General features: G+C 66.5%; 16 protein-coding genes (1 of these 16 only partly in view). 4 read left to right on the top strand and 12 right to left on the bottom strand.

Annotated elements, in window-relative coordinates; all coding sequences use genetic code 11:
* Window positions 1-322: 322 nt before the first annotated feature.
* The gene (gene lysA, locus C4E04_RS18155) at window positions 323-1591 is read right to left on the bottom strand and encodes a diaminopimelate decarboxylase (protein ID WP_109599682.1); all 1269 of its coding nucleotides are present in this window, start codon (window positions 1589-1591) and stop codon (window positions 323-325) included.
* An 87-nt stretch (window positions 1592-1678) separates the two neighbouring features.
* The gene (locus tag C4E04_RS18150) at window positions 1679-1930 is read right to left on the bottom strand and encodes a lipoprotein (RefSeq protein WP_109599680.1); all 252 of its coding nucleotides are present in this window, start codon (window positions 1928-1930) and stop codon (window positions 1679-1681) included.
* 204 nt (window positions 1931-2134) lie between these two features.
* Here C4E04_RS18150 and C4E04_RS18145 point away from each other — a divergent pair, with 204 nt between their 5' ends.
* The gene (locus C4E04_RS18145; RefSeq protein ID WP_109599678.1) at window positions 2135-2809 is read left to right on the top strand and encodes a TlpA disulfide reductase family protein; all 675 of its coding nucleotides are present in this window, start codon (window positions 2135-2137) and stop codon (window positions 2807-2809) included.
* Here C4E04_RS18145 and C4E04_RS18140 read toward each other — a convergent pair.
* The 8 genes from C4E04_RS18140 to purC all read right to left on the bottom strand — a co-directional run bounded on the left by C4E04_RS18140 (window position 2794) and on the right by purC (window position 9185).
* On the bottom strand, window positions 2794-3123 hold the full coding sequence (locus C4E04_RS18140; protein WP_245416154.1) for a hypothetical protein: 330 nt from the start codon (window positions 3121-3123) through the stop codon (window positions 2794-2796). The genes C4E04_RS18145 and C4E04_RS18140 overlap by 16 nt on opposite strands.
* Before the next feature lie 178 nt (window positions 3124-3301).
* Window positions 3302-3637, bottom strand: coding sequence for a Grx4 family monothiol glutaredoxin (gene grxD, locus C4E04_RS18135; RefSeq protein WP_109599676.1), 336 nt, complete (start codon window positions 3635-3637; stop codon window positions 3302-3304).
* Window positions 3638-3680: 43 nt separating this feature from the next.
* Window positions 3681-3917, bottom strand: a complete 237-nt coding sequence (locus C4E04_RS18130; RefSeq protein WP_109599674.1) for a BolA family protein — start codon at window positions 3915-3917, stop codon at window positions 3681-3683.
* Between the two features lie 12 nt (window positions 3918-3929).
* The gene (gene purL, locus C4E04_RS18125; RefSeq protein ID WP_109599672.1) at window positions 3930-6140 is read right to left on the bottom strand and encodes a phosphoribosylformylglycinamidine synthase subunit PurL; all 2211 of its coding nucleotides are present in this window, start codon (window positions 6138-6140) and stop codon (window positions 3930-3932) included.
* A 184-nt stretch (window positions 6141-6324) separates the two neighbouring features.
* Complete coding sequence (gene purQ, locus C4E04_RS18120) at window positions 6325-7023, bottom strand: phosphoribosylformylglycinamidine synthase subunit PurQ (protein ID WP_109599669.1); 699 nt, start codon at window positions 7021-7023, stop codon at window positions 6325-6327.
* A gap of 50 nt (window positions 7024-7073) precedes the next feature.
* The gene (purS, locus tag C4E04_RS18115; protein ID WP_109599667.1) at window positions 7074-7313 is read right to left on the bottom strand and encodes a phosphoribosylformylglycinamidine synthase subunit PurS; all 240 of its coding nucleotides are present in this window, start codon (window positions 7311-7313) and stop codon (window positions 7074-7076) included.
* Between the two features lie 69 nt (window positions 7314-7382).
* Window positions 7383-7925, bottom strand: coding sequence for a hypothetical protein (locus C4E04_RS18110; protein ID WP_109599665.1), 543 nt, complete (start codon window positions 7923-7925; stop codon window positions 7383-7385).
* Window positions 7926-8390: 465 nt separating this feature from the next.
* On the bottom strand, window positions 8391-9185 hold the full coding sequence (gene purC / locus C4E04_RS18105) for a phosphoribosylaminoimidazolesuccinocarboxamide synthase (protein WP_109599663.1): 795 nt from the start codon (window positions 9183-9185) through the stop codon (window positions 8391-8393).
* A gap of 222 nt (window positions 9186-9407) precedes the next feature.
* On the opposite strand from purC, the gene C4E04_RS18100 reads away from it, so the two are divergent.
* The 3 genes from C4E04_RS18100 to gluQRS all read left to right on the top strand — a co-directional run bounded on the left by C4E04_RS18100 (window position 9408) and on the right by gluQRS (window position 11483).
* Window positions 9408-9731, top strand: a complete 324-nt coding sequence (locus C4E04_RS18100) for a DUF1476 domain-containing protein (RefSeq protein ID WP_109599661.1) — start codon at window positions 9408-9410, stop codon at window positions 9729-9731.
* A 72-nt stretch (window positions 9732-9803) separates the two neighbouring features.
* Window positions 9804-10574 (top strand): HpcH/HpaI aldolase/citrate lyase family protein, encoded by a 771-nt coding sequence (locus C4E04_RS18095; RefSeq protein WP_109599659.1) that lies wholly within the window; start codon window positions 9804-9806, stop codon window positions 10572-10574.
* Between the two features lie 39 nt (window positions 10575-10613).
* Window positions 10614-11483: a tRNA glutamyl-Q(34) synthetase GluQRS gene (gene gluQRS, locus C4E04_RS18090; RefSeq protein ID WP_109599657.1), complete on the top strand. Its 870-nt coding sequence runs from the start codon at window positions 10614-10616 to the stop codon at window positions 11481-11483.
* A gap of 59 nt (window positions 11484-11542) precedes the next feature.
* On the opposite strand, the gene C4E04_RS18085 is transcribed toward gluQRS, so the two are convergent.
* Both C4E04_RS18085 and C4E04_RS18080 read right to left on the bottom strand, forming a co-directional pair.
* Window positions 11543-12460, bottom strand: coding sequence for an AEC family transporter (locus C4E04_RS18085; RefSeq protein WP_109599655.1), 918 nt, complete (start codon window positions 12458-12460; stop codon window positions 11543-11545).
* Between the two features lie 6 nt (window positions 12461-12466).
* Window positions 12467-14084, bottom strand: partial view of a M23 family metallopeptidase gene (locus C4E04_RS18080; protein ID WP_109599653.1) — the 3' portion only. 419 nt of this gene lie beyond the right edge of the window; 1618 of the gene's 2037 nt are visible here — the last part of the coding sequence; its start codon lies off the right edge, out of view; it ends in the stop codon at window positions 12467-12469.

Genomic DNA, 14084 nt, shown 5'->3' with positions numbered 1-14084 from the left:
CCTGTCAAGAACGAAAGAAGAACATTCGGGGCAAGCGCGACGGGATTCCCTCCCCCTTGTGGGGAGGGTCAGGGTGGGGGTGTGAGCGCTTCGTTCTGAAAGTCCTGCGCCAACACCCCCTCTCCAGCTCTCCCCCACAGGGGGGAGAGGGCAGGGTGGCGCATCCGGCGCCACTTCGAGTTCTAGGGGTGAAGAGGCAGTGCGGCGGGTCGGGGCTACGCCTTCTCTGGAGAGGGCACTCCCTCACCCCAACCCTCTCCCATCCGGGAGAGGGAGAGATGCGGAGAGGGTGCGACCTGAATCCGGAACGACAGCGGCGTTCTCAGGCCAGCCAGTCGGGGACCTTGTCCATCCCGATGAGGTCCTCGTAGGAGGGGCGGGGGCGCACCACGGCGTGGTCCGCGCCGCGCACCAGGACCTCCGGGATGAGGAGGCGGGTGTTGTAGGTGTTGGCCGTGACGGCGCCGTAGGCACCGGCCGTCATCAGGGCCAGGAGATCGCCCGGCCTGACCTCCGGCATGTCGCGGGACAGGGCGAGGTAGTCGCCGGTCTCGCAGACGGGGCCGACCACGTCGGCGACGATGTGGTGCACGTTGCGCCCCGGCTCCGCCACCGGTTTGATCTCGTGATAGGCGTCGTAGAGGGTCGGGCGGATCAGGTCGTTCATCGCCGCGTCGACGATCACGAAGGTCTTGCCCGCACCTTCCTTAACGTAAATCACGCGGGTCACGAGCACGCCCGCATTCCCGGCGATGAGGCGGCCCATCTCGAAGACGAGCTTCAGGCCGAGATCCTTGGTATGGCGCTTGATGATCTGCGCATAAGCCTGCGGATCGGGCGGCGGCTCGTTGTCGCCCCGATAGGGCACGCCCAGGCCGCCCCCGAGGTCGATGTGGTGGAGCCTGTGGCCGTCGGCCATCAGGTCCCGCGCCAGCTCCGCCAGGAGGGCGCTCGCATTGTCGAACGGCTCCAGGTCCGTGATCTGGCTGCCGATATGCATGTCGACGCCGGTCACCTCGATCCCTTTCAGGGACGCCGCACGGGCATAGACGTCCCGGGCGCGGGCGATCGGGATGCCGAACTTGTTCTCCGACTTGCCGGTGGAGATCTTCTTGTGCGTCTTCGCGTCCACGTCCGGATTGACCCGGATGGAGACCGGCGCGCGCAGGCCCTTCGACAGCGCAACCTCGGACAGGGCCTCGAGCTCGGGCTCCGACTCCACGTTGAAGCACAGGATACCGCTCTCCAGCGCGAAGGCCATCTCCTGACGGGTCTTGCCGACGCCCGAGAAGACGATCCGCTCGCCCGGCACGCCTGCCGCGAGGGCGCGGCGCAGCTCCCCCTCCGAAACGATGTCCATGCCCGCGCCGAGCCGGCCGAGGGTCTTCAGGACCGCCTGGTTGGAATTGGCCTTCATGGCGTAGCAGACGAGAGCGTCCGTGTCGGCGAAGGCTTCCGCGAAAACACGGTAATGCCGTTCCAGGGTCGCCGAGGAATAGCAGTAGAAGGGCGTTCCGACCTCCTCGGCGAGGTGGCGCAGATCGACGTCCTCGGCGTGGAGGCTTCCCTGGCGATAGCTGAAATGGTGCATGGCGGCCTGGCGCGTTTCAGGAAGGGTGCGATCCGGCCCGCCCGCCGGCAGGCGGTGGCTCGGACCGGCGGGGCAGAGGCTCGACCCTTAGAGGATCGGATCGAGGATGAAGGGATCCTTCGGGATCGTGTACCCGCGATTGGTATTTTTCGAGCTGGGCGTTCCGACCGGGGAGGGCAGGGCGCCGTCCGGGCTGGGCTGGCTGCTGGTCTGCTTCTGCTGGGGGGCGGACGGATCCGGCGGCGGCTCGAGCGCGCCCCGGCGGCCGCAGGCCGCGAGGCTGAGGGCGAGAATCCCGGTGATCAGCGCGATCCGCGAAAAAGTAAGGCTGGACGACATCAGTTGCTCCGAAACGTGGCCGCACCATAACGGCAACCGGGACGGGACGCGAGGGGGACGTGAAACCCGGATGCAGATCGGCCAACAGGTGAGGTTTTGGGCGCACAGCGGTGGCGGGCCGCCACAGGATCGTGATGGGACGAGGGTCCTTTCGCGGTCCGCGGGACTTGAGAAAGCACAGAAAACGCGGCACATCCGGCATCGATGACGACGACACCTCCTTCCCCCGCCAAACGATCCGCCCCCCGGCTTGCCGGCCTTGGCCTCGGTCTCCTGGTGCTCCTGGGCGCAGGCGCGGCCTGGTACGGCCTCGCCGACCACAACGGCTCCGGCAGCATTCCGGGCGAATGTCGCGCCACCCAGGCCATGACCGAGCGCCTGAAGCCCCTGGCCACGGGCGAACTTGCGGCCGTCACGGTCGGGACCACGCCGAAGCCGCCGCCGGTCATCGCCTTCAACGGGCCCGACGGCCAGGCGAAGAGCCTCGGCGACTTCAAGGGCAGGACGGTTCTCGTCAACCTGTGGGCGACCTGGTGCGTGCCGTGCCGGGAGGAGATGCCCGCCCTCGACAAGCTCCAGGCCGCGCTCGGCGGCAAGGAGTTCGAGGTGGTGGCCATCAACGTGGACACGCGCAACGCCGAGAAGCCGAAAGCCTGGCTCCAGGACAACGGCATCCACAACCTGGCCTATTATGCCGATCCGTCCGGAAAGGTCCTGCAGGTCCTGCAGAAATCCGGCCATGTGGTCGGCCTGCCGACGACCCTGATCGTCGGACCCTCCGGCTGTGAGGTCGCGCTTCTCAAGGGGCCGGCCGAATGGGCCTCCCCCGATGCCATGGCCTTCGTGAAGGCGGCGCTGGAGCCTCAGACCGGCCGTTGAAGGCCGCCCTGGCCATCTGGCACGCCGATCTCGCCCGAATAGGCGGGTTTCGACAGGCGCCAGGGTCGGTCCATGGCTTTCCGGGCTTCGCCGCGGGCGAGGCGGCGCAGGGTGCCGTCCGCCAGCACCTCTTCGATCACCAGAAAACCGAGAGCCTGGAGCATCACGGCAGCCGTCTTGGTGGCGACGTCGTCTGCCTGGAGCGCCAGGGAGCCGGCCGTATAGATCCGTTCGAGCAGGCTTTTGGGATGGGCCTGCACGGCAGAGGCCGCGCGCGGCTTGAAGGCGACCACATTCGTCGCTGGTTCGTTCATCGAAACCCCCATTGATAGGCCGCTTGATGTTGTTGTTGCGGCCGCTCCGGTCAGGAGCACTTCACTGTGCCGAAAATGGGGGCAGGGGCGTATGCGACAAAGGTGCAGATTGTCGCTGAAGCAAAAAGCGGGATGCAGCCATGCACCCCGCTCCTATATCGATCGATGTTGAGAGGCCTCAGGCGCCCTGCTGGACCGCGATGCCCTTGTCGGCGAAGAGCTGCTGCAGCTCCCCGGCCTGGAACATCTCGCGGGTGATGTCGCAGCCGCCCACGAACTCGCCCTTCACGTAGAGCTGCGGGATGGTCGGCCAGTTGGAATAATCCTTGATGCCCTGGCGGATGCCCTCGTCCTCGAGGACGTTCACGCCCTTATAGGGCACGCCCAGGTAGTTCAGGATCTGGACCACCTGGCCCGAGAACCCGCACATGGGGAATTGCGGCGTGCCCTTCATGAAGAGCACCACGTCGTTGGACTTCACTTCGTTGTCGATCACCTGGCGGGCGTCGGTCATCAGTCTCTCCTGTTCCGCGGCGGTCAAGGCGCCGGGTTTCGCATCAATTGTCGGGCGCCTGGGTGGTCAGCGCAAGGGCATGCAGCGCCCCACCCATGCGGCCTTGCAGCGCCGCATAGACCATCTGGTGCTGCTGGACCCGGCTTTTCCCCTTGAAGGCAGTCGAAATGACCGTGGCGGCATAATGGTCGCCGTCGCCGGCCAGGTCCTTGATCTCGACCTGGGCGTCGGGCAGGGCCGCCTTGATCATGGTCTCGATGTCGCGGGCATCCATGGGCATCCTGTCAACTCCTCAGGCCTTGCCGGCCATGTAGTCCGGCAGCCACGATTCGTGCGCCGCCTTCAGTTTTTCCACCGATATGGCCTCTCCGCCGGGGAGAATCAACGAATCGCCCCCGGTCACGCCGAGCACCAGGGCGGGCACGCCGACGGCGTTGGCCTCGTAGAGGATGTCGGCCGCATCGTCCGGGCGGACCGCCAGGATGTAGCGGGCCTGATCTTCGCCGAACAGGAAGGCATGAAGCGGAAGGTCCTCCGGCGCACTCGCCACGATGGCGCCGATCCCGCCCGCCATGGCCATTTCGGCGAGCGCGAGGGCAAGGCCCCCGTCGGAAAGATCGTGGACCGTATCGACCTGGCGCGAGCGGATGAGCTGGCGCACGAAATCGCCGTTGCGCCGTTCGGCCGCGAGATCGACCGGCGGCGGAGCGCCTTCCTCGCGGCCGCAGACGTCGCGCAGGTAAATCGACTGGCCGAGCCAGCCCGCCGTCTCGCCGATGAGGATGAGGGCATCTTCCTCGCGCTTGAAGGCGACCGAGGCGTTCACCGTCACGTCGTCGAGCACGCCGACGCCGCCGATGGCCGGGGTCGGCAGGATGCCCTGGCCGTTGGTCTCGTTGTAGAGGGAGACGTTGCCGGACACGACCGGGAAGTCGAGGGCCCGGCAGGCCTCGGAAATGCCCTTCAGGCAGCCGACGAACTGGCCCATCACCTCGGGCCGCTCCGGATTGCCGAAATTGAGGTTGTCGGTGATCGCGAGCGGCAGCCCGCCGACGGCCGTGATGTTACGCCAGGCCTCGGCGACGGCCTGCCGGCCGCCCTCGACCGGGTCCGCCTCGCAATAGCGCGGCGTCACGTCGGTCGTCATGGCGAGCCCCTTCGGGCCGTCCTCCACGCGCACCACCGCCGCATCGCCGCCCGGCATCTGGACGGTGTTGCCGAGGATCAGGTGGTCGTACTGCTCCCAGACCCAGCGCTTGGAGCACTGGTCGGGCGAGCCCGCGAGCCTGAGGAGCGCCTCGCCGTGCGAGACGGGCGCCGCGACGCTCTCGGGCGCGACGACCGGCAGATGGGTGTTGGGCAGGTGCGGACGGTCATAGACCGGCGCCTCGTCGCCCAGCTCCTTGATCGGCAGGTCGGCCATCACCTCGCCATGGTGCTTCACCACGAAGCGGAGAGTGTCCGTGGTCCGGCCGATGATCGCGAAATCGAGGCCCCATTTGCGGAAGATCGCCTCCGCGTCCTTCTCCATGCCGGGCTTGAGCACCATGAGCATGCGCTCCTGGCTCTCCGAGAGCATCATCTCGTAGGCGGTCATGCCCTCTTCGCGGGTCGGCACCTTGTCGAGGTCGAGCTCCACGCCGAGATTGCCCTTCGCGCCCATCTCGACGGCCGAGCAGGTGAGGCCGGCCGCGCCCATGTCCTGGATCGCGATGACGGCGCCGGACTTCATGAGCTCCAGGCAGGCCTCCAGCAGCAGCTTTTCGGCGAAGGGATCGCCCACCTGCACGGTCGGGCGCTTCTCCTCCGAGGCGTCGTCGAATTCCGCCGACGCCATTGTGGCGCCGTGGATGCCGTCGCGGCCGGTCTTGGAGCCGAGATATACGATGGGGTTCCCGACGCCCGTGGCGGCCGCATAGAAGATCTCGTCCGTCCGGGCGAGGCCCACCGCCATGGCGTTGACCAGGATGTTGCCGTTGTAGCGGGGGTGGAAGCCCACGCTGCCGCCCACTGTCGGCACGCCGAAGGAATTGCCGTAGCCGCCGATGCCCGCCACCACACCGGAGACAAGATGACGGGTCTTGGGATGGTCGGGCGATCCGAAGCGCAGGAAGTTGAGGGCCGCGATGGGCCGCGCCCCCATGGTGAACACGTCACGCAGGATTCCGCCCACGCCCGTCGTCGCGCCCTGGTAGGGCTCGATGAAGGAGGGGTGGTTGTGGCTTTCCATCTTGAAGATGCAGGCGAGCCCGTCGCCGATATCGATCACGCCCGCATTCTCGCCCGGTCCCTGGATGACCCAGGGCGCGCTGGTGGGCAGGCCGCGCAGGTGGAGGCGGGAGGATTTGTAGGAGCAGTGCTCGTTCCACATGGCCGAGACGATGCCGAGCTCCGTGATGGTCGGCGTGCGCCCGATGAGCTGCACGAAGCGCTCGTATTCGTCGGGCTTCAGCCCATGCTCCTTCACCAGCTCCGGAGTAATGGCGACGTCGTTGCGGATCATCGGTGTCTCGCTTTGTTACCCTCTCCTGGTTGGGAGAGGGTCGCTCGCGTGAGCGAGCGGGGTGAGGGTTGGGAGCGGAATCGATAAAAGCCATCGAACCGCCTGGAGGAGGGATCAGGATCTTCGCGCCATATCAGGCAGCGTCTGTCCCTCACCCCTGTGCCTCTCCCACCCGGGAGAGGGGTCAAGCCGCTTTCGGAAAACTCGACACAAGGCTCTCGAAGAGCCCGCGCCCATCCGTCCCGCCGACGAGATCCTCGATCAGGTTCTCCGGATGCGGCATCATGCCGAGGACGTTGAGCTTGTCGGAATAGATGCCCGCAATGGAGTTCATGGAGCCGTTGCGGTTGGCATCCGGCGTCACATGGCCGTTCGCATCGCAGTAGCGGAAGGCCACGAGGCCCTCGCCTTCGAGGCGCTTCAGGGTCTCGCCGTCGGCTGTGTAATTGCCTTCTCCGTGGGCAACGCACACATCGATCGCCTGGCCCTTCTCATAGGCCCGGGTGAAGGCGGTGTCGTTGCGCTCCACCCGCAGGAACTGGCGATGGCAGATGAATCTGAGGTTCGCGTTGCGCATCAGGATGCCTGGCAGGAGCCCCGATTCGCACAGGATCTGGAAGCCGTTGCAGATGCCAAGTACGAGGCCGCCGCGCGCCGCATGCGCCCGCACCGCATCCATGACCGTGGCCCGCCCCGCAATGGCGCCGCAGCGAAGATAATCGCCATAGGAAAAACCGCCCGGCAGGACCACGAGGTCCGTGCCCTTGGGCAAATCGGTCTCGGCATGCCAGACCTTCTCGACCTGGGAGCCGGCGGCTTTAAGCGCCCGCATCACATCGCCTTCGCGATTGGATCCGGGAAAAACGATGACGGCGGATTTCATCCAACTCATCCTTCTAGCGGCATGGTCCGGAGTCAGTCCGGGCCCGACGGTCAGGCCAGGTCGACGCGGTAGTTTTCGATGACGGTGTTCGCCAGGAGCTTCTCGCAGGCGGCCTTGAGGGCGGCCTCCGCCTTGGCCTTGTCGGTCGTGTCGAGCTCGATATCGAAGACCTTGCCCTGGCGGACATTGGCGATGCCGTCGACCCCGAGGGACTTGAGGGCCCCTTCGATGGCCTTGCCCTGGGGATCGAGAACGCCGTTCTTGAGGGTCACGGTGACGCGGGCTTTCATGGGGTCCTCGGCCTGTCCTTTGGAAGATGGCCAACGCCATAAAGGGAAAGCGCTTCGGAAACAACGGCGTCAAGGCCGCAATTCACGCCTTGCGACCTCCCGCACGGTGTTGCGGACCGCAGTCTCGTCCTCACCGATGACGAGGACCGCCTGCAGCGTCTCGCCGGTCCTCAGCCCGAGGGCGGCCCCATAGGCGGGGCGCTTTTTCCCGTCCGCCGGTGCCAGGCTGACCGCGAAGCCATGCAAGGGCCCATCTTCGAGAGGCGTGGCCTCGGCTAGGGTGCGGACCGGCCTTTTCCGGCCGGGTGCCGGTTTCGGGCGAGGGGATTGCAGAGCCCGGGCCAGGACCGATGGGTCCTTCAGAACCGCCTCGGCCTCGTCCGCATCCCGCCCGGAGAGCCTGACGATGCCGACCACGAGGCCCGGCGTGCATTCCGGCGGCGCGCAGAACGCAAGGGCAATGGGCTCGGCCCGGTCTTCCGCCAGCCATTTCCTCAGCGGAAGCGCCTCCCACGGCGCCCCCGGCGGCACGCCTTCGACCGGGCGGGGAATGTAGCCGCAGGAGGCGAGGCATAGGCTGAAGATGATCGGAAGGGTGAAGCGGAGCCGCATGGCTTGCTTCTATGCACGAAACGGTCTTGCGGTCGAGGGTTCCCGTATCGCCATGCGAAGCTTGTGCTGCTGGGGCGTGGCTCGACAGAATTCCCTCCCCCTTGTGGGGAGGGTTAGGGTGGGGGTGTCGGCGCTGAGCTGAATCCAGGTCGGCGCTTACACCCCCCTCTCCAACTCTCCCCCACAAGGGGGGGAGAGGGCAGGGTAGCGCTACCCCTCGTCATTCCGGGGCCGCGGAACGGAGCCCGGAACCCATAAACACAAGCGTTTCAGGAGAAAGAGCTACAGCAGCCGCTGCGCTTTATCTTGCCTCGTCAGCGGCTATGGGTTCCGGGTTCTCGCTACGCTCGCCCCGGAATGACGGTGGTGTTTCCGTTTTCCCCCGGGAGGGAGAAGTACGTTCCGGCCGCCGGCAAAGAAAAACCCGGCACGAGGCCGGGTCTCTCAGGTCCATATGGCCTAGCCTCACTGGACGAGGCGCGGGCCACCCATGGTGGGGTTCTCGTTCTCGGACATGATGCCGAGGCGGCGGGCAACCTCGGAATAGGCCTCAACCAGGCCGCCCATGTCGCGGCGGAAGCGGTCCTTGTCGAGCTTGTCCTTGGACTTGATGTCCCAGAGGCGGCAGGAATCCGGGGAGATCTCGTCGGCGACGACGATGCGCATCATCTCGCCTTCCCAGAGGCGGCCCGTCTCCATCTTGAAGTCGACGAGACGGATGCCGACGCCGAGGAAGAGGCCGGACAGGAAGTCGTTGACCCGGATGGCCAGCGCCATGATGTCGTCGATCTCCTGGGGCGTCGCCCAGCCGAAGGCCGTGATGTGCTCCTCCGACACCATCGGGTCGTTGAGCTTGTCGTTCTTGTAATAGAATTCGATGATCGAGCGGGGCAGCTGGGTACCCTCTTCCAGGCCCAGGCGCTGGGACAGGGAGCCGGCTGCGACGTTCCGTACCACCACCTCGAGCGGAATGATCTCCACTTCGCGAATCAGCTGCTCGCGCATGTTGAGGCGGCGGATGAAGTGGGTCGGGACGCCGATATCGTTCAGATTCTGGAAGATGTATTCCGAAATCCGGTTGTTCAGGACGCCCTTCCCGTCGATCACTTCATGCTTCTTGGCATTGAAGGCGGTGGCATCATCCTTGAAGTGCTGGATGAGCGTTCCGGGCTCCGGCCCTTCATAGAGGACCTTCGCCTTGCCCTCATAGATGCGACGGCGGCGATTCATAGGCGTATACCGTGGTTTGAGGAAATCCATGGCCGTGGCTCCTAGATAATATGTGCAGATCCGCGGCTGGCGCGAGTCCGATCGGGACCGTCCCCGGCTTGGGCGCAACCTATCCGATCCCTCTCCCGAGCACAACGGAAGGAGTTCGCCGGCGTGTCGGCCGGTTCCAGGGGGCTCTTCGAACGGGATTGCCTCTGGCGGTTATGCTTGCGCGCCTTTATATCGCGGGAAGCACAAACGGGAGAAAACTCTATGACCGCCTTCGACGAGCGCAAGGACGCATTCGAAAAGAAGTTTGCACACGATGAGGAACTTCGTTTCAAGGCGACCGCTCGCCGCAACAAGCTCTTCGGCCTCTGGGTTGCGGCCCAGCTCGGCAAGACCGGAGCGGACGCCGAGGAATACGCCAAGAGCGTCGTGCTGGCCGATTTCGAGGAAGCGGGCGATGCCGACGTGATCCGCAAGGTCCGGGCCGATCTCGAAGCGGCCGGCAAGCCGGCGGACGAGGCTGAACTGACCCGCAAGCTGAGCGAGCAGATGGCCCGCGCGGTCGACGAAATCAAAGCCGGCCTCTGAGCCGGTTGTCGATGCCATGTCGCCCGTGCCGAACGGCACGGGCCCATCGTTCCCCTTCCTGAAGGCTGCCCCATGACGCCCCATTCGTCGCTGCCGGACCGGCTGAAAGCCGGTTCCCCCGCCCTTGCCGCATGGTGTGGGCTGCCGGAGCCGTCGGTGCCCGGCATCCTGGCCAGGGAGGCGTTCGATGCGGTGGTCATCGACATGCAGCATGGGGCCATCGACTTCGCCGCGACGGTCCGGGCAATTCCGCTCATCGCGGCGGCCGGGAAGCCCGCCATGGCCCGGATCCCGGTCGGGGATTTCGGGATGGCGTCGCGCCTTCTCGACGCGGGAGCCTCCGGGGTGATCGCCCCCATGATCAACACGCTCGAGGATGCCCGCCGTTTCGCGGCTGCGATGAAGTTTCCGCCCGTGGGCGAGCGCAGCTGGGGACCGCACGGCGCCTTGAGCATTACGGGTCTCGGGCCCGGCGAGTATTTTAAGGGCGGGAACGGCCTGACCCTGGCGCTTGCCATGATCGAGACCCGGGAAGCCCTCGCGATCATTGACGACATCCTGGCTCTTCCGGGGATCGACGGGGTCTTCATCGGCCCCTCCGATCTCTCCATCGGCCTGTCGCAGGGGCGGGAGCTCGATCCGGTGAGCGCGGCCGTCGAGGAGGCGCTCAGCCATACGGTTGCCCGCACCCGCGCGGCCGGCAAGATCGCCGGAATTTACGCTGCCTCCGGCGAGCGCGCCGCGGAGCACACGCGCCAGGGCTTCCAGCTGGTCTCCATCGCCAGCGACACGGCCCTCCTGCGCAACGGCGCGCAGATGGCTCTGAGGGCTGCCCGCGGCTGAGGAGGCTGATCCCGGCGTCCGGACCCGAAGGTTACGCGAATGTCCGTGCCCGTCTTCCGCTTCGCCCCCAGCCCGAACGGGCGGCTCCATCTGGGGCACGCCCGGTCGGCGCTCCTGAACGCCGATTTCGCCGCCCGGTTCTCGGGCCGCCTGCTCCTGCGCATCGAGGATATCGATCTTGCCCGCTGCCGTCCGGCCTATGTGGCGGGCATCCTCGAGGACCTGACCTGGCTCGGCCTGCGCTGGGAGGAGCCCGTCCGCCGGCAATCCGAGCATTTCGATCTCTACCGCGCAGCCGCCGCGACCCTGAAGGCGGAAGGCCTCCTCTACCCTTGCTTCTGCTCCCGCAAGGCCCTGGCCGAGGCGGTGGCCCGCCGCGAGGAGGAGACATGTGCGCCCTGGCCGCGCGATCCGGATGGTGCTCCCGCCTATCCGGGAACCTGCAAGGGGCTCGATGCCGCCGAGGCCGAGCGCCGGATCGCGGCGGGCGAGCCGCATGCGCTGAGAATCGACATGGAGGCCGCGCTGAAGCGGGCAGGCGGGGCGCTTTTCTATGAGCGGTTCGACCGGGACGGGAATGCCGAGAGGGTGGAGGCGCAGCCCGCCCGCTGGGGTGACGCCGTCATCGTGCGCAAGGACATTCCGACGAGCTATCACCTGTCCGTGGTCGTGGACGACGCCCTGCAGGAAGTCAGTCATGTGGTCCGCGGGAAGGATCTCGAGGCCGCGACGGACCTCCACGTTCTCCTTCAGAGGCTCCTCGGCCTACCGACGCCCCTCTACCACCACCACGACCTGATCCTCGACCCGATGGGCGACAAGCTGGCGAAGAGCCGGGGCTCGGGGGCCCTGGCAGATCTGCGCGCCCGGGGCGTATCGGCCGAGGCCGTCAGGCTTCTGGTTTTGTGAGCATCTTTTCCCGCAAAACCGGTTCCCACTTTTGCGTCCGATACTCGAGGCTTCGGCCCTCAGCCGACCCCCAGCACATAGAGCCACAGCAGGGTGGTCCCGAGGGCGAACACCGTCGAGAGCGTGACGGCGCTCGACGCCAGGGCGACGCCTTCCCCATAGCGTTCCGCGAAGAGATACGCATTGATGCCGGACGGGCAGGACGCGAAGAGGACCGCCACCCCGGCCCAGACCGGCGGCATGTCGAAGACATAGGTCGCCAGGAGCAGCACCAGGAGCGGATGAAGGATGAGCTTGAGGCCCGAAATCAGGGTCGGGAGCTTCCAGCCCGTCTCGAGCCCATAGCGGCGAAGGGCGATCCCCATGGAGATCAGGGCGCACGGGACGGCAGCGCTCCCGAGGAGCTCGATCACCTGCCAGAGCGGCCCCGGCAGATAGGGGGCCAGCGGGCGGCAGGCGGAGCCGGCGAGGATCCCGACGACGATCGGATGGGTTACGAGGCGGCGGAGGATCACGAGCGGAGAGGCCTGCCGTCCCTCTGCCATGAGCGTCGCCAGGGTCATGGTCACCGGGAGGTGCACGGCGATCAACAGGAAGAGCGGCACCGCCCCGGCATCCCCATAGGCCTTGAGAATCATCGGGACCCCGACGAACACGGTGTTCGCCTGGCCGGCCGAGAAGCCGGCCACGACGGCCGAGACCCCTTTAAGCGAAAAGAAGCGCTTTCCGATCACCATGGCCAGCGCCCAGACAACCGCGACGCCGGCGAAATACGAGATCCAATAACCCCAGGGCTGGACGGCCGGAATCTCGGCCCGGACCAGGGTCCGGAAGATCAGGCACGGGAGGGAGAGGGAAAAGACGAATTCCGACAGGCCTTCGCCCATCCGCTCGGACACGAGATTTCCCCGCCTGGCCACGTATCCGATGCCGATCAGGCCAAAGACCGGCAGGACGATCGCGAGGAGGTCGAGCATGAGGCCTCAGCGCAGGTCGGCCCGCTGGGCGATGCTGGCCGAAGCGCTGGCGTGGGACATCAGCTCGTCCACCTGCTCCCGCTGCCGCTTGAACTCGACGAGGCTGCGCCCCTCCAGCTCCCGGCTCTTGGGCAGGCGGATCTTCAGGGGATCGACGAAGCTGCCGTTGATGAGGACTTCATAATGAAGGTGCGGGCCGGTCGACAGGCCGGTGCTGCCGAGATAACCGACGACCTGGCCCTGCTGCACCCTTGCGCCGGGCGCGACGCCTTTGCCGAAGCCCGACATATGGTTGTACGTGGTCACGTAGCCGTTGGCGTGCTGGATCTCGACGCGCCGGCCATAGCCCGATTCCCATCCGGCCTTGATGATGGTGCCGTTACCGGCCGCGAGGATCGGCGTCCCGATCCGGTTCGCCCAGTCGATTCCCGTATGGGGCCGGGTATAGCCCAGGATCGGGTGATAGCGGGAGCCGAAGCCGGACCTGAGGATGCCCTCCGCGATGGGCTTGCGGAGCAGGAACTTCTTCAGGGAGCGTCCGCTCTCGTCGAAGAAGTCGATGCCCCCATCGTCGCCCTGGTAGCGATAGACACGCCGGGTCTCACCTCCGACCGAGAGGGATGCATAGAGGACTTCCGGCAAACCGCCGTCTTCGTCCGCTCCGTAGAAGACCTCGAAGGTGTCGCCCGATGAGACCCGGCGCTGGAAATCCACGTCGTAGCCGAAGATCCGCACGAGTTCGTCCACGGTCTTCCGGGGCAGGTCGTTCTTGAGGGCCGTCTCGTAGAGGCTCTCGTAGAGCCTGACGCCGCGGCCGCTGCCCTCCGCATCATCCTCCTCTTCCTCCTCGGCAGAGGCGGTCTGGGTTCCGTCCGTGTCGTTGACGGGCGTCACGGAGACGAAGACGCCCCGGTCGTTGGTGGCCGCGATCGCGTCGATTCCGCGCTCTCCCAGCACGATGACGCGGACGATCTGCCGGGGGTCGCCGAGACGTGGACCGGGAGCGATCAGGATGCGCAGATGCTGGCCTTCCGCAAGGCTGGCCGTCTTGATCCGGGCCGAGAGCGCCGTCGCGATGCCGTCGATCTGGCCGGGTTCGGCCCCATAGGCGCGCAGGACCGTTTCCAGGGTCTCGCCCTTCTTGAGGACGACATCGCGCTCCTCCACCAACGGGTTGGTCCCGCGCTGGTCGAGCTTGGGCAGGTTCGTCACGTTTTCCGGAATCACCCGGACGTCGATGGTGCTGAAGGGCGTATCGATGATCCGGGCATATCCGAGAGCCTCGCCCAGGGCGTCGGGCTGGCGCAGGGTGCGCGAGAGCATCTGCTGCGCCGGGATCGGAAAGGAGGTGCGGCGGCCGGCCTCGGAGGACACCCGGCGCTCCTCCTCGAGGAGAGCGAGCACGTCGTCATCCGAGAGGGAAGGGGCGCTTGCCGCGACGGACAATGCGGCAAGGTCCAGCCGGACCACCGAGACGTCCGCGTCGGCGATCTCCGCCGGCGGCTCGACCGCGCGCTCCTGGCTGTTGTCGTTGAAGAGGCGCATCGGGTCGAAGCGGGGAATGTCGGTCGCGAAGACGCCGGAGTTCAGGGACAGGTTCGTGGCCACCCGGACGAACTGGCGG

Source organism: Microvirga sp. 17 mud 1-3, from assembly GCF_003151255.1.
Classification (GTDB): Bacteria; Pseudomonadota; Alphaproteobacteria; order Rhizobiales; family Beijerinckiaceae; genus Microvirga.
Note: the sequence above shows the minus strand (reverse complement) of the source record. Positions and strands in the feature narration are given on the sequence as shown.

Bases quoted from the DNA above. Each gene is read 5' to 3' on its own strand.
- lysA (WP_109599682.1), bottom strand. From the start codon at position 1,591: ATGCACCATTTCAGCTATCGCCAGGGAAGCCTCCACGCCGAGGACGTC.
- C4E04_RS18150 (WP_109599680.1), bottom strand. From the start codon at position 1,930: ATGTCGTCCAGCCTTACTTTTTCGCGGATCGCGCTGATCACCGGGATT.
- C4E04_RS18145 (WP_109599678.1), top strand. From the start codon at position 2,135: ATGACGACGACACCTCCTTCCCCCGCCAAACGATCCGCCCCCCGGCTT.
- C4E04_RS18140 (WP_245416154.1), bottom strand. From the start codon at position 3,123: ATGAACGAACCAGCGACGAATGTGGTCGCCTTCAAGCCGCGCGCGGCC.
- grxD (WP_109599676.1), bottom strand. From the start codon at position 3,637: ATGACCGACGCCCGCCAGGTGATCGACAACGAAGTGAAGTCCAACGAC.
- C4E04_RS18130 (WP_109599674.1), bottom strand. From the start codon at position 3,917: ATGCCCATGGATGCCCGCGACATCGAGACCATGATCAAGGCGGCCCTG.
- purL (WP_109599672.1), bottom strand. From the start codon at position 6,140: ATGATCCGCAACGACGTCGCCATTACTCCGGAGCTGGTGAAGGAGCAT.
- purQ (WP_109599669.1), bottom strand. From the start codon at position 7,023: ATGAAATCCGCCGTCATCGTTTTTCCCGGATCCAATCGCGAAGGCGAT.
- purS (WP_109599667.1), bottom strand. From the start codon at position 7,313: ATGAAAGCCCGCGTCACCGTGACCCTCAAGAACGGCGTTCTCGATCCC.
- C4E04_RS18110 (WP_109599665.1), bottom strand. From the start codon at position 7,925: ATGCGGCTCCGCTTCACCCTTCCGATCATCTTCAGCCTATGCCTCGCC.
- purC (WP_109599663.1), bottom strand. From the start codon at position 9,185: ATGGATTTCCTCAAACCACGGTATACGCCTATGAATCGCCGCCGTCGC.
- C4E04_RS18100 (WP_109599661.1), top strand. From the start codon at position 9,408: ATGACCGCCTTCGACGAGCGCAAGGACGCATTCGAAAAGAAGTTTGCA.
- C4E04_RS18095 (WP_109599659.1), top strand. From the start codon at position 9,804: ATGACGCCCCATTCGTCGCTGCCGGACCGGCTGAAAGCCGGTTCCCCC.
- gluQRS (WP_109599657.1), top strand. From the start codon at position 10,614: ATGTCCGTGCCCGTCTTCCGCTTCGCCCCCAGCCCGAACGGGCGGCTC.
- C4E04_RS18085 (WP_109599655.1), bottom strand. From the start codon at position 12,460: ATGCTCGACCTCCTCGCGATCGTCCTGCCGGTCTTTGGCCTGATCGGC.